The sequence below is a fragment of the Marinobacter sp. bablab_jr003 genome, from assembly GCF_016464245.1.
GTDB lineage: Bacteria > Pseudomonadota > Gammaproteobacteria > Pseudomonadales > Oleiphilaceae > Marinobacter > Marinobacter vinifirmus.
The window spans coordinates 41,699-58,463 of sequence record NZ_JADARC010000033.1 but is presented as its reverse complement, the minus strand read 5'-3'; the positions used below and the strand labels follow the sequence as shown (position 1 = coordinate 58,463).

18 protein-coding genes and 1 pseudogene are annotated in these 16,765 nt (G+C 55.3%); 15 read left to right on the top strand and 4 right to left on the bottom strand.

Features of this window, described 5'->3' with window-relative positions; all coding sequences use genetic code 11:
• On the top strand, positions 1 to 137 hold a 137-nt coding region (locus H3Z84_RS02105), incomplete at its 5' end, for a transposase (protein ID WP_199456077.1).
• 1,024 nt (positions 138 to 1,161) lie between these two features.
• On the opposite strand, the gene H3Z84_RS02100 is transcribed toward H3Z84_RS02105, so the two are convergent.
• From H3Z84_RS02100 to H3Z84_RS02090, 3 genes are all read right to left on the bottom strand, one after another.
• On the bottom strand, positions 1,162 to 1,851 hold the full coding sequence (locus H3Z84_RS02100) for a hypothetical protein (protein ID WP_099615980.1): 690 nt from the start codon (positions 1,849 to 1,851) through the stop codon (positions 1,162 to 1,164).
• Positions 1,852 to 2,736: 885 nt separating this feature from the next.
• Positions 2,737 to 4,065 carry an ATP-binding protein gene (locus H3Z84_RS02095; RefSeq protein ID WP_199456076.1) on the bottom strand — a complete coding sequence of 443 codons (1,329 nt, stop codon included), beginning with the start codon at positions 4,063 to 4,065 and terminating at the stop codon, positions 2,737 to 2,739.
• A complete protein-coding gene (locus H3Z84_RS02090; protein ID WP_199456075.1) occupies positions 4,052 to 4,717 on the bottom strand; it encodes a response regulator transcription factor in 666 nt (221 codons plus the stop codon). Before H3Z84_RS02090 ends, H3Z84_RS02095 begins: the two co-directional genes overlap by 14 nt.
• Before the next feature lie 201 nt (positions 4,718 to 4,918).
• On the opposite strand from H3Z84_RS02090, the gene H3Z84_RS02085 reads away from it, so the two are divergent.
• The 9 genes and pseudogenes from H3Z84_RS02085 to H3Z84_RS17320 all read left to right on the top strand — a co-directional run.
• On the top strand, positions 4,919 to 5,446 hold the full coding sequence (locus H3Z84_RS02085; protein ID WP_199456074.1) for a cupredoxin domain-containing protein: 528 nt from the start codon (positions 4,919 to 4,921) through the stop codon (positions 5,444 to 5,446).
• A gap of 87 nt (positions 5,447 to 5,533) precedes the next feature.
• The gene (locus tag H3Z84_RS02080) at positions 5,534 to 7,315 is read left to right on the top strand and encodes a copper resistance system multicopper oxidase (protein WP_199456078.1); all 1,782 of its coding nucleotides are present in this window, start codon (positions 5,534 to 5,536) and stop codon (positions 7,313 to 7,315) included.
• Positions 7,312 to 8,061, top strand: a complete 750-nt coding sequence (locus tag H3Z84_RS02075; RefSeq protein ID WP_092031102.1) for a copper resistance protein B — start codon at positions 7,312 to 7,314, stop codon at positions 8,059 to 8,061. The genes H3Z84_RS02080 and H3Z84_RS02075 overlap by 4 nt, the downstream gene beginning before the upstream one ends.
• 146 nt (positions 8,062 to 8,207) lie before the next feature.
• Positions 8,208 to 8,564 carry a hypothetical protein gene (locus H3Z84_RS02070; protein WP_199456073.1) on the top strand — a complete coding sequence of 119 codons (357 nt, stop codon included), beginning with the start codon at positions 8,208 to 8,210 and terminating at the stop codon, positions 8,562 to 8,564.
• 11 nt (positions 8,565 to 8,575) lie between these two features.
• A complete protein-coding gene (locus H3Z84_RS02065) occupies positions 8,576 to 9,931 on the top strand; it encodes an APC family permease (protein ID WP_199456072.1) in 1,356 nt (451 codons plus the stop codon).
• Between the two features lie 12 nt (positions 9,932 to 9,943).
• The gene (locus tag H3Z84_RS02060) at positions 9,944 to 10,177 is read left to right on the top strand and encodes a hypothetical protein (protein WP_008169431.1); all 234 of its coding nucleotides are present in this window, start codon (positions 9,944 to 9,946) and stop codon (positions 10,175 to 10,177) included.
• 113 nt (positions 10,178 to 10,290) lie between these two features.
• Positions 10,291 to 10,707 carry a hypothetical protein gene (locus H3Z84_RS02055; RefSeq protein WP_153741171.1) on the top strand — a complete coding sequence of 139 codons (417 nt, stop codon included), beginning with the start codon at positions 10,291 to 10,293 and terminating at the stop codon, positions 10,705 to 10,707.
• Between the two features lie 151 nt (positions 10,708 to 10,858).
• Positions 10,859 to 11,221, top strand: a complete 363-nt coding sequence (locus H3Z84_RS02050; protein ID WP_008169436.1) for an NADH-quinone oxidoreductase subunit A — start codon at positions 10,859 to 10,861, stop codon at positions 11,219 to 11,221.
• Positions 11,218 to 11,721, top strand: a pseudogene (locus H3Z84_RS17320) (hypothetical protein); the annotation flags it as partial. The gene H3Z84_RS02050 and the pseudogene H3Z84_RS17320, both read left to right, overlap by 4 nt.
• Here the strand turns inward: H3Z84_RS17320 and H3Z84_RS02045 are convergent.
• Entirely contained in the window at positions 11,629 to 12,150 is a 522-nt protein-coding gene (locus H3Z84_RS02045; protein ID WP_199452672.1) for a hypothetical protein, read from the bottom strand. The pseudogene H3Z84_RS17320 and the gene H3Z84_RS02045 overlap by 93 nt on opposite strands.
• Before the next feature lie 27 nt (positions 12,151 to 12,177).
• On the opposite strand from H3Z84_RS02045, the gene H3Z84_RS02040 reads away from it, so the two are divergent.
• From H3Z84_RS02040 to H3Z84_RS02020, 5 genes are read left to right on the top strand one after another with little or no spacing between them, the layout of a single operon-like run.
• A complete protein-coding gene (locus H3Z84_RS02040) occupies positions 12,178 to 13,122 on the top strand; it encodes a Ni Fe-hydrogenase III large subunit (RefSeq protein WP_053115522.1) in 945 nt (314 codons plus the stop codon).
• The gene (locus tag H3Z84_RS02035) at positions 13,119 to 14,015 is read left to right on the top strand and encodes a complex I subunit 1/NuoH family protein (RefSeq protein WP_008169443.1); all 897 of its coding nucleotides are present in this window, start codon (positions 13,119 to 13,121) and stop codon (positions 14,013 to 14,015) included. The genes H3Z84_RS02040 and H3Z84_RS02035 overlap by 4 nt, the downstream gene beginning before the upstream one ends.
• Positions 14,015 to 14,551, top strand: a complete 537-nt coding sequence (locus tag H3Z84_RS02030; protein ID WP_199452670.1) for an NADH-quinone oxidoreductase subunit J — start codon at positions 14,015 to 14,017, stop codon at positions 14,549 to 14,551. Before H3Z84_RS02035 ends, H3Z84_RS02030 begins: the two co-directional genes overlap by 1 nt.
• Positions 14,548 to 14,859: an NADH-quinone oxidoreductase subunit NuoK gene (gene nuoK / locus H3Z84_RS02025; protein WP_053113951.1), complete on the top strand. Its 312-nt coding sequence runs from the start codon at positions 14,548 to 14,550 to the stop codon at positions 14,857 to 14,859. The genes H3Z84_RS02030 and nuoK overlap by 4 nt, the downstream gene beginning before the upstream one ends.
• A gap of 20 nt (positions 14,860 to 14,879) precedes the next feature.
• Complete coding sequence (locus tag H3Z84_RS02020; protein ID WP_228285753.1) at positions 14,880 to 16,754, top strand: NADH-quinone oxidoreductase subunit L; 1,875 nt, start codon at positions 14,880 to 14,882, stop codon at positions 16,752 to 16,754.
• Positions 16,755 to 16,765: the final 11 nt, after the last annotated feature.

Here is a 16,765-nt window from a genome sequence, read left to right as displayed (position 1 = left end):
TCTACCGGCTGAACACCAGTGTGTTGGAGGGAATGAACAACAAGATCAAGGTGATCAAGCGGGTGGCCTACGGCTACCGGGATAACGACTACTTCTTTCTGAAGATAAAAGCAGCATTTCCCGGTAAAGCGCGATGAACCTAAAATAAGGCATTCCTGCTCGGATCTGAATGTTCGCTTTGCGACCACAGGATAATTTGTTGTGTCAATTTCCGACCACGCTATAGCGGCATGACCAGTTGGCTGATTCATTGTTTAAACTTGTTTCTGAGTCTTTCTCAATTAACGACTTCAGGCATATGTCGGTAGATTAGACTCGATATGCAAAGAAGGTCGGTAGAGCCTACCTTGCGAAACAGGTTGATTGTTAATCCTCCTCATCCCTGGTCGGACAGTCGCCGCCACGCCCAATTCAGGATCCTACGCAGCTTTAAGATATATCTCACACGAATCCTGCATTGACAATGATAGGGTTGGGGCCGAGTCAGCTGGCCAGGACGACCGGGACTCAACGCCGGCACGGATGCTAGGCAAACGCGACATCTGCCCAGTGGTGTGACGCGCCAAGGAGAGACTTGGCACCACCCCCGCTTGTGACAATTCGCACCCTTTGATCGACCCAATCTTGACCTAGTCAATCAGGATTATCAGAATAATGTTCGAATATACAGTTTTGGGTCAGAGGTGTTCCATCACTCTCAATGAGCATCGGTTACTGTCCGCATTGCCTTTGGAAAGGTTACGGTATTTGCCTTCTGACCTTACTAGTTGGAAATCCACGTGAACGGGATTAGCGAGCTGAGGACGGAGTTTCGTCGCCGACACAATATGACTACGCCACCCTTCAAGCGTTTGCGTCAATGGAAACCGTCGGCATCGTTACAGAAGATAATATTGAGCTTTCTCATTGGCTCGGCGTGGCGGACCGCAGGATTCTACGATTAGTTCTAGAGTTAAAGTCGGTTCTATTGGATATCGAAGCTTGGCGAACGATGATTCTTGAGCCCTACAAACGGCTTGGCCCCGGTGTCTACATGGTAGGGGCTTTCATCGGATATGACAGAATTGTTGGCGTCGTGGAAGGACGACAGCCAATGGTCAGGGTTTTTTCGTCTAAACCGGACGCGCTGGGCCGGTCCTTCGGCCAAGACACTGAATAGATCTAATTCCGAAACTCTGACACCTGGCGCTCTAGGTTCGCGTACATTGCCAGAAGATCATCCTCGTTGAGCTTTCCTCTGGTGGTTGCCTTAGCCTTATGTTTTTCCAGCTGGCTACGTTGTTCGGCGTAAACATGATGGAGGACGCTGGCTTGATAGTCGCAGCCCTCATGATTGTTCAGTTGTTTTCGAAGCGATTTGAACTGATCAGGACTGGGAACCTGTTCGAGCTTTTTAGCTACGTCTTTGGGTCGGATATTGAAGACTTCTCCCCAATGTTTTACGGCATGCTCCCAGGCCTGAGATAGAGATGCCCGCTCATCTATGTAGAATTTGTTAGCAGCTCCTCGTTTGTTTACGGAGAAATAGCAGGTTTCCTGTGCAGCACTTTTCCCGCTTCCGATGCCAAGCGTGATGCCCTGGAAGCCAACACCGCGACAGGGGAGGGTTGAGGGATGGTCTTTTCCAATGAAATCCAGATATTGAAGTGCTGCGGAGCGGGCCATGTAACGGGCCTCATAGTACTTGGCCCTGGTCTCTTGATACTGGTACCAGAGTTCTTGAGTAATTCTGTTGTTCGGCCTCTTAAGAGAGAAATACTTCTGATAGCGTTTGCCTCGGATGGTGGCAACAACTCGCCAACCGTGGAAGCCAGAGGTCAGCTCCCCTTTTTCATAAAAGCTAATAGCCATGGATAGTCGATCTTTCCCGTCCAAATCACGTTAAAGATAGTACGCAGCCAAGCAGGCGTCGCCTGCTCTACTCTGAGGCCTACGTCAGCTTGCTGCAATCGAAAATGGTCAATAAACTTCTCAGCCTCTTTGGGCTGCAAACTGGAAACACCGACCTTCGGTCAATCGTTGTCGCTTCCTAGGAGTGAAGCATCGTCCATGGAGTGTAAGGCTGCGAGGGACCATACGTGTGCAGCCTTCCGTAAGTTTACACTTGAGAGAGCCTTTACACATCATGGTTTGCGCTTTAAGAATCCTTCCCCTCTTCGTTTTTGTGGTAGCAGGTCTTATCAGTGCTCCGGCTCATGCTTCCAATATAAAAAGTCGAGCAGCGGCCTTTGCCATCCACCGCAAGGAAGTTGGTATGAGCGAATCAAGAAATATCAACCCTACGACTCTGTTGATGCCTGCCTGGATTCAGGCGGTAAACTTCCGGATGGTGTCTCTTTGGCCTCGGTTCAACAGGTCCAAGAGCAGAAAGGCAAGTTACAAAGCTACGAACGGTCTGCGTTCGGGCAAGGTTGGGAAGACGCCGATGGAAATTGTCAAGACAGCCGTACTGAGGCATTGATTGCACAATCCACGACCAAGGTCCGGCTTGCAGATGAACGTCGTTGCAGAGTGGTTTCGGGCCGCTGAATCAGTCCGTTCACAGGCAAAGTCATCCAGAACAGCAATGAGATCGACATCGAGCATGTGGTCCCGTGGTCCCGCTGAATGGTTGCCACCGTCAGGCCAGTGCGGTTATGTGGCAAATCGTACTTGTTTGACTGCGTTGGTTCTTGCTAAGGGTAGAGTTGTCAGAGTTTTTCAGGCGCGATAACCCACTCGTTAACTTCCGTGAATTCAAAATTCAATCGTGACCTTTAATCCACCCCGTGGGCGATTTGAAAAGACGATCTTCCCACCATACCGGCTAACAATGTCTTGAACGATTGCAAGGCCGAGCCCGTGGCCCGGAGTCTGTTCGTCCAGCCTTAATCCTCGTTGACCAAGCTTGCTCAATTCAGCTTCCTCAACGCCGGGACCATCGTCTGTCACGACAATTCGTTTTGAGGGGCCGCATTGTTCCAATATTAGCTCCACCTCTCTATGTGACCACTTCCCCGCATTGTCCAGCACGATCCCCAGTATTTCAGATAGGTCGTATTCTACAATTGGCCAACGGCTATTCTCTGGGAGAGAACTTGATAACTCAAATGATTTTGCCGGGTATAGTCTTCCCATCATCCACAGAAGGTCCCGTGCTTTTTCTACTGGATAGCAGCTTTTTCCTACCTGCGGCCCAGCAAACCGGCTGCGGCGCATTTCAGCTTCAAGTTGTTTGTCAATATCCCCGAGACGCGCAGCTATTTGCTGCCTTAACTCGCTATCTAGCGGCGTAGAAGTGTCGCTGAGAATTTGTTGGACAGACGCAATCGGAGTTTTAACGCTGTGGGATAGGTTTGCCAGCGCATTCCTCGAGCGCTCCAATCGTTGATCAAGTGAGTCAAGCAGCTGGTTCAACTGTTCGACGAGAGGGTGGAACTCCTCGGGGACAGTCATATCTATACGCGAGACGCTCCCATCCTGGAGTCTTTTCAGTGACGCCTTGAGTCGTGTGACAGAATGCATGGATAGATTGATTCCGAACCAGATTGCACAAACTAGTAACGAGATAAGTAAAAGAGATGCGATTGCTGTCCATGCATGTAGCTCTGCCTGGCTATTCTTCAATGCGCCGAGATCTTCTGCAACGATAACCACAAACGATTTTTCGTTTGCGACGAAGGAACTTCGATACGCCAAAATGTCGGCTGGACCCTCTGTTATTTCAGAATTCTCGACCCGAATAGTGCCTTCTTTTTCCGATTTGATTAGCGGCGCCAGGAGCGGCTTCCACGATTCCGGCGAAATGATGGTCTTGGAATCGGAGTGTTGCACAAAAGCATGGTGGAAGACGCGCTGAAAGTAATCGCCCGTCTTGAGTTCGTCGAAGGCTCCGTCACTGTCCCGGATCTGGTGCTCTAAAAACGAAACCTCCTCTCTTAGCCTGTCCGTGATAAATTCACGGGACATTCTCTCGAGTAAAACACCATGTGTGAACCAGGCAGTTCCCATCAAGGCAACACCTGCGGGCAGCAGCAGTGCAAGCAGGGCGCCTTTTACAGAAGCAGGTTTCTTAAACTTGATCATTGAACATATAGCCTTGTCCGCGTCGGGTTGATATTGTGGAATTTCCCACCAGTTTTCGCAGCCTCCGAATATATGCCTCGATAACGTTCGCGCTCGGGCTATCTTCGAGGCTGTAAAGCTGCTCCAGCAATTGGTCTTTTGAAAAGACATGGCCCGGCTTACTCATCAGACAGCGCAGGAGACGAAACTCTGTGCCGGTAAGTGGATGTTCAGTTCCATCGTCCACCGACAAGCATTGACGATTTTCATCCAGCACAAAGCGGCCTGCCTTAACCAATGAATGTGTTCTCCCTTCGCTCCTGCGAACAATAGCATTCAGCCGTGCAATTAACTCTTCGGTCTGGAAAGGTTTTGCGAGGTAGTCGTCTGCCCCTGCCTTTAGTCCAGCCACTTTATCATGCCAGTCATCTCGCGCTGTCAGGATTAGTACGGGAAAGGCAATGTTCTTTGCGCGCCACTTTTTTAAAACATCTAAACCGTTGCCGTCGGGCAGCCCCAGATCCAAGATGCTGACCCGATAATCTTCCTGTTCACCCAGAGTTATTGCTTCTTTTGCCGTATACGCAGGGTCCACGCTGAACCCCGATTTTTCAAGTTGATGCAAAAGGCTGTTTGAGAGCATCTGATCGTCTTCAACCAGTAGTAAACGCATTTTTTTTCCTTTTTGCTGAGCGGCGACTGTGAATTCAACGTAATGTCTTTAGTAGTCCTGAATTCAGCCTAAATAAATTTTTTTGAATTTTCAGTAAGAATTCAGGTTGGTAAGCGATCTTATGTAACGATTCTGGACATTGATCAAGTGTCCTGAAAATACAATTAATTGTTGCTGAACGATTTCACAGGAGAAGATGGTATGAATGTATCAAAGTTGTTGGTAGCGGGTGTGGCCTTTTCAATGTCAGCGGGTGCTTTTGCAGCAGGAGCCCACGGTGGTGGGCACGGAGCCAGCAGCGGAGAACCTGCTAAAGCGTCCGAAGCTGCCCGCACGATCACGGTTGAAATGTACGACAACTACTATGAGCCGGAAGCGATCGAAGTGAAACCCGGTGAAACGGTGCGTTTTGTGGTAGAGAACAAGGGCAACCTCGTGCATGAATTCAACATCGGCACCCCGGATATGCACGAAGCCCATCAGAAGGAAATGATGATGATGGTTGAGCATGGCGTGATTCAGGGCGGCAAGCTGAACCACGACATGATGAACATGGATATGGGCAATGGTCATTCCATGAAACACGACGATCCCAACAGCGTCTTACTGGAACCCGGGCAGAGCAAGGAAGTTGTCTGGAAGTTCTCTGATAAAGGCAATATCGAATTTGCCTGTAACGTGCCGGGCCATTACCAGTCAGGAATGTACGGTGACGTAAATTTCGAATAATACAGTGTGCTGAGCGCCGCACGATTGCAAGGGCTGGTGAAGGCTTTCCAGCCTAGCTCCAATGAAGTGCAGTTGGGAATAAAACAGATGAAGATACGCCTTTTGACAGGGCTTTTGACCCTGCTGATGCCGGCCATGGTCATGGCCGGTGAATACGGCCTGACGGTTGACCGGGTTAAAATTGATACCGGCGATTTCGTGAAAGAAGGTATCGGCTACAATGGTGCATCTCCGGGACCGGTGATGCGCTTCAAGGAAGGTGAAAACGTCAAAATCAACGTGACCAACAACCTGGACGAGATGACCTCGATCCACTGGCACGGACTGATCCTTCCCTTCGACCAGGATGGTGTGCCAGGTATCAGTTTTCCAGGTATCAAGCCGGGTGAAACATTCACCTATGAATTTCCTATCCAGCAAGCAGGCACCTACTGGTTCCACAGCCACTCTGGTTTTCAGGAGCCGGACGGCGCCTATGGTGCCATTGTCATCGAGCCCGAGGGCCGTGAGCCATTCCGCTACGATCGTGAATACGTGGTGCAGTTGACTGACAAGCACCCCCATTCCGGTGACCGCATCATGCGCAACCTGAAAATGATGCCGGATTACTACAATCGCGAGCAGCAAACCGTTGGCGAGTTTTTCTCGGACGTGTCAAAAAATGGCCTGATGAACACCGTCAGTGACCGTATGGCCTGGGGTGGCATGCGGATGATGAAAGCGGACGTTGAGGATATCCATGGCTTTACGGGCTTGATCAACGGCAAAGGACCAAGCCAAAACTGGACAGGGATCTTCGAGCCGGGCGAACGCATTCGGCTGCGTTTTATCAACTCTTCGGCGATGACTTACTTTGATATCCGGATCCCCGGTCTGGACATGACGGTTGTGCAGGCAGATGGCAACAACGTTCAGCCGGTTAGTGTGGACGAGTTCCGGATCGGTGTGGCGGAAACCTACGATGTGATCGTCCGTCCGAAAGATGAGCAGGCCTACACCATTTTTGCTGAATCCATGGGGCGTTCGGGCTATGCCAGGGCAACATTGGCCCCTGAAGAGGGTATGGAAGCGGCCGTGCCGCAACTGCGTGAAGCTGCCCGACTGACCATGGCGGATATGGGCGGTATGCCCGGTATGGACCATGGCAGCATGGCAGGCATGGATCATGGAAACATGGATATGGGCAGCTCAGAAGGTGTGTCCGGAATGGACCACTCAAACATGGGCAGCATGGACCATTCGAATATGAAAGGAATGGATCACTCCAACATGAAAGGAATGGATCACTCTGACATGTCCGGCATGGACCATGGTTCCATGGCGATGGGAAAAGGCGGTCCCAGCGATCCCTTCTATGCCAAGGGCAGTGGCCTTGTGCCGACGGCGGCCAATGGTGGCAAGTTCCTGTCCTATGCTGATCTGAAGGCTCAGGACCCGTTGTACGAAGACCGCGAACCGACTCGGGAGATCGAGCTTCGTTTGACCGGCAATATGGAACGCTACACGTGGAGTATCAACGGTGTTAAATACGAAGACGCGGATCCCATTCGTCTCAAATATGGTGAACGGGTCCGTTTCAAGTTTGTGAACGAAACCATGATGACTCATCCCATGCACCTGCACGGTATGTGGTCCATCCTTGATGTTGGCGCAGGTCAGTGGAACCCGATCAAACACACCGTTAGCGTGAACCCGGGCACTACGGTGTACATGGAAACCGAGGTTGACGAGCCAGGCCAATGGGCGTTCCATTGCCATCTTTCTTACCATGCGGCTGCCGGGATGTTCCGCAAGGTGATTGTTGAGGGTGGCCCTGAGTCCACGCAGGCCAAGACAGGCGTTGTTGCTGAAGATGGAGGTGAGGCATGAGCTGTATTCGATCACTTGCCGCAGTCAGTTTCCTTGCCTCTATTGGTTTCTCAACGACGGTGATAGCTCAGGAAATGATTTCCGATACCACCGCTCGTAAACAACCGCTCACAGCCTGGGGTGTTCAATTTGAGGAGTTTGAGTACCGATACAGCGATGATGATGAGGAACTGGGCGTCTGGAATGCGGATGCCTTCTATGGCACCGACGAGTTCAAAGTCCGGCTGCTCACAACCGGGGAATACGAGATAGAGGAACAGGCCTACGAAACACTGGAAAACCAGTTGGTCGGCCAGATCCCCATCTCCAAGTTCTTCGACGCCAAAGCGGGTGTTCGCTTCGACACCCCTGAAGGGCCGGATCGCACTTATGCCGTGCTGGGTGTCGCTGGGCTTGCCCCACAATGGTTTGAAGTCGATGCCAACCTGTATGCCAGCAAGGATGGTGATACGTCTGCCGAAATCGACGCGGAATACGAGCTGCTTTTCACCAATTACTGGATCCTGTCTGCAACCCTGGATGCGACGGTAGCATTCAGCGAGGATGAGGAAATTGGCGTGGGCAAAGGCTTGGTTTCCACCGAAACTGGGCTCCGGTTACGCTATGACCTGATCGATCGCGCATTCTCGCCTTACGTGGGCGTGGTGCATGAGCGCAAGTACGGTGATACCGCAGATCTCGCTAAAGCCGAAGGCGGTGGCACAGAAGACTGGTTCGCAGTCGTCGGTGCCCGCATCTCGTTCTGATCGGAATGAATAAGGAGCCAGGGGTTGCCCTGGCTCTATTTTATGATGTACGTCAATTTCATCGAAAACCTTCACTGATTTTCAGTCGCAGTTCAGGTCCGCATGTTGTCATTGAGGGGAAATGATAAGGCGAAGAGGGGCCCGCCATGACTAAAGCACATAAAGCATCGAACCAGGAACAGTTCCTGCTGCGACGGAAACTTGTCGTGGAAGGTTTTGAAGAGAGTGAATGGTCTGACTTTATTCACGAACTCAATCATCACCCCTGTGTTGATTTTGCCGAACGCAAGCCAAATAATCTGTTAGACGTTACCTTCGATGGGACTCATTGGTCTACCGACGAGTTATTGGAGGTGATTGGAGCACATGGTGGCCGGTTGAAGGCGGGGTGGTGGGCTCAAAGGAAGCTGGCGTGGTATCGATTTACAGATGACAACGTTCGTGCCAATGCCAAGCATGATCCGTTTTGCTGTTCAAAGATCCCGCCCATGAAACGAAAATAACCGGAGGTTAAATGAGCAGGGAACAAGATAGAACTACTCGCTACAAGGAAGGCAGTCTCACCCTCACGGGAACCGTTATGCTGGGTACCGGCGTCATGATCGGCGCCGGTATCTTTGCCCTTACCGGGCAAATGGCGCAGATGACGGGGGTTCTTTTCCCGTTGGCGTTTCTGGCGGCCGCGGTGATCGTCAGCTTCAGTTCTTATTCCTACGTCAAGATTTCCAATGCCTGGCCGTCAGCCGGGGGCATTGGCATGTACCTTTACAAAGCCTATGGCAATCGGCTGCCGACCGCGTTCAACGCCTTGCTGATGTATTTCTCGATGGTGATCGCCCAGAGCTTCCTCGCGCGTACTTTCGGTTCCTACACCATGCAACTGTTCGGTGGTGATGAAAGTGGTCGCATGGTGTCCATTCTGGGTGTGTCGCTGATCCTGGCGGCGTTTCTGACCAATCTGCTCGGTAACCGGATGATTCAGGGCGTGGCTTCCTTTATCGGGTTTCTGAAAATCGGCGGTATACTGGTTTTCGGGCTGGTGGGCGTCTGGATTGCCGACAGCCTGGCGGTGGATTTCTCAAGCCCGGGCGAGGCCGGAACCGCAGGCAATTTCCTGGGTGCGACGGCACTTGGAATACTTGCCTTCAAAGGCTTCACCACTATCACTAACAGTGGTTCCGAAGTCATAGATCCTAAGCGGAATGTGGGGCGAGCAATCATTATTTCCATCGCGGCCTGCGTGGTGATCTACACCCTGGTCGGTTTTGCCGTGGCCAGCAACCTGTCCCTGGCGGAAATCATCAAGACCCAGGATTACTCCCTTGCGGCTGCCGCGCGTCCGGCGCTGGGGGATTATGGCCTCTGGTTCACGGTCGCCATTGCCATGACGGCCACCGCGGGTGGCATTCTGGCCAGCATTTTTGCTGTCTCGCGCATGCTTGCCATGCTGACTGAAATGAAACTGGTCCCTCACCGTCATTTTGGTATGCCGGGCAGCATCCAGAAGCACACGCTGGTCTACACTGTGGTCCTGGGGCTGGCTCTGACAGCCTTCTTTGACCTCTCCCGGATTGCCGCCCTGGGTATCGTGTTCTACCTGGTTATGGACATTGCCATCCATTGGGGCGTGCTTCGCTACCTGCGCGACGATGTGAAGGCCAGGGCGTGGGTGCCGGCAACGGCCATCGGTCTGGATTTGCTCGTGCTTGGCGGCTTTGTCTGGGTCAAACTGAATACCGACCCGTTTGTCATTGGCGTGGCGGTTGTCACGATGATCGTGATCGCGGTATCCGGGCAGCTTTTCCTGAAAAGGGCTGCAGCAGCCGAAAAAAACGGCCACGAGGAATCCCATGCTCACGGTCACCAGTAATCGGAATTCAACATGGAGGGCAGTATCACGATGGGGGAAAACATGTTTGGCAACACCATGTGGGCCGGGCACTGGCTGTGGATGCTGGTGATTGCCATCGTAGTCGTCATCCCGGCCTGGCGTATTTGCCAGCGCACGGGCTATCCGGGTTGGATGGGGGTCTTGATACTTATCCCCATCGTCAATCTGGTTTTGCTCTACTTCATCGCTTTTAGTGACTGGCCAGTTGAGCGGAGTGGAAAATAAGTGGACTGTTGTAATGCAATTGATACATTGAGCTTTCTTCACAATCCTACGATACGACTTAAGGCTGTTGTTCGTGTGATCACAATAATTGAAAGAAACTGGGAGATAACCAGATGAAAGCAATAAATTTTAAACTGTTCGTATTTTTGACTTTTTTGCAAGCGCCATTTTTGCACGCTGAAGAAGTTCTTTCTGGCGAAGGTGTCGCAGATGTTGTCGTCGGAAACACGGTGCAAATGGAATTCCGAGATGCTCAGGACAATTTTCGCACTCGAACTTTTCATGAGTACTATGATCCTGATGGTTCGATCTATGGAATGACCAAATATCGCGAACAGCAGGGAAACCTTACCCACTATATCGGAAGATGGGAGGTCAAAGACGGTAAATTTTGCACATCTGTCTATGGTCGCGACTATTCCTGTAACAAGATAAAGCCTTTGTCTGGAAATGATTTCGAATTGCTCAATGAGGGAGGCAAGATAAGGAACGTCAAGGTATATGAAGGGAAGCATCATGGACTGGAGTAAGGATATCTGCGGGTGAGTTTTTAGCCTCTGTTTGCTCGGGAAGTACGGTTCGCCCATGCGGAACCAAGAAGCGAGTTAAGGGCATATTGATCTTGTCTCTGGAGAACGCTATCGGAGTGCAGACTCCGTTGCGCGACTTGAGGATTGGATGATGAGTATTTTGGAGCAGTACGGTCTGCTGCTTGCCTTGGTGCTTGGCATCGCAGCTACGGTTTTGGCCCTGTTTGGGATTGCCCGTGCCATGGGCCCGACGCGTCGGGAGCCGGGCAAGGACGTGCCAGCGAGTTCCGGAGTGTTGTCACGGGACCCGGTCTGGGGCCGCTATCACGCACGGTACTACGGCTACGCGCTGCTCTTTCTGGCCTTCGACATGGAAATGGCATTTATGTACCCCTGGGCAGTTGTATACAGGGAAGTAGGGCTGGTTGCTTTGTATGACATGGGGGTGTTCCTTGCCATTCTCTTTCTTGGTTTGCTCTACGGCTGGAGTCAGGGGGCATTGAGGCGGCAATGACTTCTGACCCGACAATGAGCATTACGGGCGCGCGCCAGCGGCAGGAGCGGTTCACGGTACTTCAGAAGTGGGTTTCCCGGGCCCTCGCGGGCAACCTGAGCTGCCTGATCGTCCCGGGGCCTGAAGTGGCACTGTCCCATGGCCTGGATGTGACAGCGGCAGGTATGCGCATCACCGCGACACCTCGCGATGCGAGCGTGCTCCTGATTATCGGCGAGCTTTCAGAGAAAATGAACGAGGCCGTGGCGGTGCTCTATGCGCAGATGCCGAGGCCGCGAGCCATTGTCAATTTGGGCGGACAGACGCCGTCAACGCTACCGGACGCTGATTTTTCCGCGGGTGTTTCGCAAGCCGGCCTGATCGACGCGGTTGACTGGTTGAAGCGCGCGCTGGCCAAGGGCGCATTCTCAGACTCCCCCGAGGATTTCGACGCCCCTGTTCTGCACGCCAGAATCGAGTATGTCTGCCCCATGCACCCGGAAGTTGTCCAGAACGAGCCGGGTAGTTGCCCCAAGTGTGGCATGGACCTGGTCGCCCGGGAGGCAGGGGAGCCGGCCCCCGAGCATGACCATGGGCACGATCATCGCGAGCACCGGCACCATGAGCACGAACACCAGCATCATGAGCACGAACACCAGCATCATGATCATGCGCAGCAGCACGAACACCATGAACACGAACACGATCATGGTCACTGCCATGACCATCATGATTCGCATGAGCACGATCATGAGCAGCACGAGGGTCATCAGCACTCGCACGAAAACCATCATGATCACGGACACAAGCACCAGCACGATGAGTCCGACGGCGACGCGGAGGAGAAAAATTCGGGGCATGATCACAGTGAGCACGGTCATGATAGCCACGAACATGGTGGCCATGATCATGTAGGTCACGGTCATAGTGGTCATGATCATGGTGGGCATGACCACGGCGCCTCGGGATTCATGTCCATGATTGAAGTGACCAAGGACCTGCCTCGTAGCGCCGACGGGTTGGCGATGGACTGGATGGAGGTGCCGTTCGGTCCGGTTTTCCCCGGTCTGCCTGGTGGGCTCAAGTTGACGCTGACTCTTGACGGTGACGGCGTAACAGAAGGACAGGCCACATCCTTGGTGGGCATGATCAATGAGAGTGAAGAAGGCAAGGAGATCGACGCCGAGACCTTTATCGAGCGCCTGGCGTCGGCCATGCCACTGGCCAGCGTGAGCTACCGACTGCTGGCCTGCCTGGCAATCGAGCGGGCGGCTGGTCTGGAGAACGATTCGGCAACCGATCAGGCCCGGGCTGTGGCGCTTGAATGTGAGCGCATCGCCAGTCACCTGGGTTGGCTGGCGCAAACGGGGCGCCAGCTCGGCTTCGCCTGGTTGACGGATCGTGCCGCAACCCTGCAACTGGAGATCCGCCGCGCCAGTGGAAAACGGCTTGTGGAACTGACGCCCGCTCTGCAGGCATTGGCGGCTCGTCTTGGGCGAACGCCTTTGCTCAAATCGCGATTGAAGGGGATCGGCGTACTGCCATCGGGCACTGCGGGCCTGAGTGGCCCCGTGGCGCGCGCTGCTGACGACGCCGGAGATGCCTGGGCGCGCCTGTGGCAGCGCCTGGACGAAATCATCACGAGCCTCGACTACATCAAGGCAACCGGGGAGCCGGGGCTACCTGTTTTGCGAAACATCGGGCGTGGATCAGGCACCGGTGAGGCCACCGTGGAAACCCCGCGCGGCGAGGCTCAACTGAGCCTGATTCTGGAACACGGCCAGGTGAAATCCTACAGGTTGGACACCGCCTGCAGTCACCATATCGGCCTGGTCGCAAAGCTTGTCGAGGGCCGGGAACTGGGCGACGCACTGGTGGCGGTCGGATCACTTGACCTTTCGCCCTGGGAGGTGATCTCGTGAACTTCGTCATCGTGTTGCTTGCGTTGCTTGGTAGCGTCTGGCTGCTCGCCGTGGTCGAGGGCTGGACGACAACGGGCCGCCTGCGTCCGGCCGCGCCCCTACTCAGCGGCCTGGCGCACCTCGGTCGTGAATCCATTGTACCGCGCACGCCGGACCGGGTCTTTTTCGAGACGGCGCCGGTGCTACTGCTGATCGTCGCGGTGCTTGGCGCGGCGGTTCTGCCTCTGGCGCCGACCCTGGTGATCGCGGATCTGGCTACCGGTGCGCTGTTCATCAACGCGGCGCTTGCCTATGTGCTGGTGGCGCTGATCATGGCCGGCTGGGGCCCGAATGGCGCCTACGCCATGATCGGCGGCTGGCGATTCCTTGGCCAGCTCATCGCCTACGCCATGCTTATTGTCATGCCCATCACTGCGGTGGCGATGCGCGCCGAATCCCTGGTGACCACGGTGATCGTTGGCTCCCAAGACGGCTTGTGGAACATTGTCTATCAGCCGCTTGGTTTCGTGCTGTTTTTCATTGCCGCCATGGCGCTGGCGTTTCGTGCGCCTTTTGATCTGCCAACCGCACCCGGGGAACTGGGCGGGGGTGTGGACGCGGAATACACCGGCGTGCGCCTGGGGGTGTTGCGCCTGGCCAGGCTGACGCTGGTGATCACGCTGGCTTCCGCGACCACGGTGTTCTACCTCGGCGGCTGGCATGGGCCGCTGCTGCCTCCCTGGGCCTGGAGCCTGATCAAGACCCTGGCCGTGGCCGTGTCGATGCTCCTGGCCGGTCGCTATCTGCCGCGCATTCGCGAGGCGGATCTGATGCGGTGGTGCTGGACCTTGGGGATTCCCCTGGCACTGCTCAATATCATTGTTGTGGGTTTACTGGTTCTGGTGGTTCCATAATGTACGCTCAGGCTTTTTTTGTTGCCGTTTTCGGGCTGGCCGCCATCGGCTTCGGCGTGGTGGTGTTTCGCACATCGTCCATGGTGCGTTCCGCGCTGGCGCTGTTGTTTTCTCAGACTGCCGTCGGCTGCATGTTCCTGGCGATGCAGACCGAATTCCTGGGCGTGCTGCAGATCATGATGATGGCGACGGAGATGAGCATCATGGCCATTTTCATGGTGATGTTCATGATGGACCCGGGCGGGATGGGGGGCATGGATATGACCCACCAGAAGCGCTTTTCAATTGGCGCTGGCGTGGTCGCTGCCGGTGTTGCGATAGTGGTCGCGTTTTGGGCCGATTGGGGACCTGTAACGGCCGAGGCGCCGGATGCGGCGATGCAGACACGGGCGCTGGGCATGGAATTGCTGGGTCGTTCCATGCTGATCTTCGAAACCGCCGGTATCACTATCCTGACCGCGATGATTGCGGCCACGGCGGTGGCGATACCGGTGCAAACGACGGCCAATATTGCTGACAAGGAGGATACGGAATGACTCTCGTCCTGATCGTGGCGCTTGTAACCGGTGCAATCCTGTTCGGTATTGGTGTTTATGGCGCGTTGTCCCAGACCAATCTGGTTATGATCATGATGGGGGTGGAGCTGATTCTTGCGGGCGCGTTGGTGAACCTGGTCGCCTTCTGGCGTTTTCTGCACCCCGAAAGCTACTCCGGCCAGATGTTCGTGCTGGTGGTGATGACCGTCATGGCGGTCGAAATGGCGGTTGGCTTCGGTGTCGCGATTGCGCGTTTCCGGGCCAAGGGCTCGGTTGAAATGGAAGAAGCCGGGGACCTGAAAGGATGAGTGCAGTGCTTCTACCGATAATGCCACCGCTGATCGCGGCCATGGCGTTGCTGGTCCTGCGCCGGGGCTCCACGGCGCTGGTTCTCGGCGGGGCGACGTTGAGTCTGGGCGGCAGTCTATGGTTACTGACCCGGGTCGCCGGCGGGCAGGCCGAAACCCTGCTTCTGCCGGGGCTGCCAGACATGCCGCTTCGAATGGTTGCCGGACCTCTGGAAGCGCTGTTGACGGTGGCGGTGGCCACCGTAGGCACGTTCGTGCTGATTTATGCAGTTGGTTATATGAAGCGGGAGTCCGGCCTGTGCCGCTTCTACGCCGTAATGTCCCTGTTCCTGGCTGCCATGCAGGCGCTGGTGCTGTCCGGCGACTGGGTTCTGTTGCTGGCGGCCTGGGAATTGATCGGTTTGTGCAGTTACCTGCTGATTGGCTTCTGGTTCCAGCGACCCGAGGCCGCGGATGCCGCCGGTCGCGCTTTCCTCTACACTCGTAGCGCCGATCTGGGTTTGTACGTGGCGGTATTTATGCTGATTGGGTCGGCCGGTACCGGCGAGATTGCCGCCTCCCTGGAGGCCGGCGGCAGTGCCTCGACCGCCGCGGGGCTTTTGTTGCTACTGGCCGCCATGGGTAAGTCGGCCCAGGTCCCCTTGCAGGACTGGCTTATGCGTGCCATGGCGGGGCCGACACCGGTCTCGGCGCTGCTGCACTCGGCCACGCTGGTGGCGGCGGGTGCCATCCTGCTGATCCGTTCGGCCCCGCTGCTGACACCCGAGGTGTTGCTCGTCGTCGGACTTGTCGGCGGCGTTACCACGGTGGCAGCCGGGGTTATTGCACTTGCCGAGCGTGATCTCAAACGCCTGCTCGCGGCTTCCACTGCCAGTCAATATGGCTTGATGCTGGTTGCGGTTGGAGCCGGCGTTCCGCTGGCGGCTCTCATGCATTTGCTCGCCCATGCAGCCATCAAGAGCACCCTGTTTCTTGCCGCCGGCGACTTCCAGCATGCTCGCGGGGGTACCGGGTTCGATCAGTTGGAGGGGGTTGGTCGTGACAGACCCTGGACTTTTGCCGGCTTTGCGCTGGCAGCGCTGGCACTGGCCGGTATCCCGCCACTGAGTGGGTTCTTCTCCAAGGATGCGGTAATCGCCGCCGCCCTGTCTGCGCAGGGTGCCGCCTGGCTCGGCCCCCTGGCGCTGGCCGGTACCCTACTGACCGGCGGCTATATGGCCCGGGCCTTGTGCCTGCTGTGGCGAGGCTCCGGCGAAACCCGACCGGTTGCCGGTAGTGCCTGGATGCGCGTGGGCATTTGGGGGTTGGCGGTCCCTGCCACGATTCTCGGCCTGGCCTTCGGCCCCATCGAGGCCGTTCTTGATCTGCCCGCCGTCACCGCAGGCACATTGGCCGTGCTCCTCGGGCTTCTTGCTGCCGCGTGTGGCCTCGGCCTGGGCTGGCTCGTGCCGGCTCCCCGCCTGCTAGGTCCGGTCTATCCGTGGGCGCGACGCGGACTTTCCGTTGGCGGTGGGCTTACGGTCTGGGTCGGTAGGCCAGCAATGGCTGTAGCCCGAGGATGTGAGCGTTTGGAAGGGCGTCTGTATGAAGCTGTGCTTTCTCTTGGGCGCGCCGGTCTCTTCCTTGCCTCTGCGGGCGAGCGAGCGGAGCGGGGCTTGTTCAAGATTGTGCTTTGCGTGGGCAGAGTGAGCCTGAGGGTCGCGACCTACGTGCGGTTTGGAGATGAACGCCGTATCGACGGCCTGATTTTCGCCCTGGTGGCGGCTGTGCGTGCACTGGGTGCACGAGCCCGAAACCTCCAAAGCGGCCTCATCCACCACAGCCTGGCGATCAGTGCGGTCGCAATCGCCGTCACATTGGCTGTTCTGCTTTTTGCTTCATCGACGAGCTTTTAGAGGAAACCCAT

Excerpts from the sequence above, each read along its gene's own strand:
- H3Z84_RS02100 (WP_099615980.1), bottom strand. The coding sequence starts at position 1,851 with ATGGCTATTAGCTTTTATGAAAAAGGGGAGCTGACCTCTGGCTTCCAC.
- H3Z84_RS02095 (WP_199456076.1), bottom strand. The coding sequence starts at position 4,065 with ATGATCAAGTTTAAGAAACCTGCTTCTGTAAAAGGCGCCCTGCTTGCA.
- H3Z84_RS02090 (WP_199456075.1), bottom strand. The coding sequence starts at position 4,717 with ATGCGTTTACTACTGGTTGAAGACGATCAGATGCTCTCAAACAGCCTT.
- H3Z84_RS02085 (WP_199456074.1), top strand. The coding sequence starts at position 4,919 with ATGAATGTATCAAAGTTGTTGGTAGCGGGTGTGGCCTTTTCAATGTCA.
- H3Z84_RS02080 (WP_199456078.1), top strand. The coding sequence starts at position 5,534 with ATGAAGATACGCCTTTTGACAGGGCTTTTGACCCTGCTGATGCCGGCC.
- H3Z84_RS02075 (WP_092031102.1), top strand. The coding sequence starts at position 7,312 with ATGAGCTGTATTCGATCACTTGCCGCAGTCAGTTTCCTTGCCTCTATT.
- H3Z84_RS02070 (WP_199456073.1), top strand. The coding sequence starts at position 8,208 with ATGACTAAAGCACATAAAGCATCGAACCAGGAACAGTTCCTGCTGCGA.
- H3Z84_RS02065 (WP_199456072.1), top strand. The coding sequence starts at position 8,576 with ATGAGCAGGGAACAAGATAGAACTACTCGCTACAAGGAAGGCAGTCTC.
- H3Z84_RS02060 (WP_008169431.1), top strand. The coding sequence starts at position 9,944 with ATGGAGGGCAGTATCACGATGGGGGAAAACATGTTTGGCAACACCATG.
- H3Z84_RS02055 (WP_153741171.1), top strand. The coding sequence starts at position 10,291 with ATGAAAGCAATAAATTTTAAACTGTTCGTATTTTTGACTTTTTTGCAA.
- H3Z84_RS02050 (WP_008169436.1), top strand. The coding sequence starts at position 10,859 with ATGAGTATTTTGGAGCAGTACGGTCTGCTGCTTGCCTTGGTGCTTGGC.
- H3Z84_RS02045 (WP_199452672.1), bottom strand. The coding sequence starts at position 12,150 with ATGCCCACCATGATCATGACCACTATGACCGTGACCTACATGATCATG.
- H3Z84_RS02040 (WP_053115522.1), top strand. The coding sequence starts at position 12,178 with ATGATTGAAGTGACCAAGGACCTGCCTCGTAGCGCCGACGGGTTGGCG.
- H3Z84_RS02030 (WP_199452670.1), top strand. The coding sequence starts at position 14,015 with ATGTACGCTCAGGCTTTTTTTGTTGCCGTTTTCGGGCTGGCCGCCATC.
- nuoK (WP_053113951.1), top strand. The coding sequence starts at position 14,548 with ATGACTCTCGTCCTGATCGTGGCGCTTGTAACCGGTGCAATCCTGTTC.
- H3Z84_RS02020 (WP_228285753.1), top strand. The coding sequence starts at position 14,880 with ATGCCACCGCTGATCGCGGCCATGGCGTTGCTGGTCCTGCGCCGGGGC.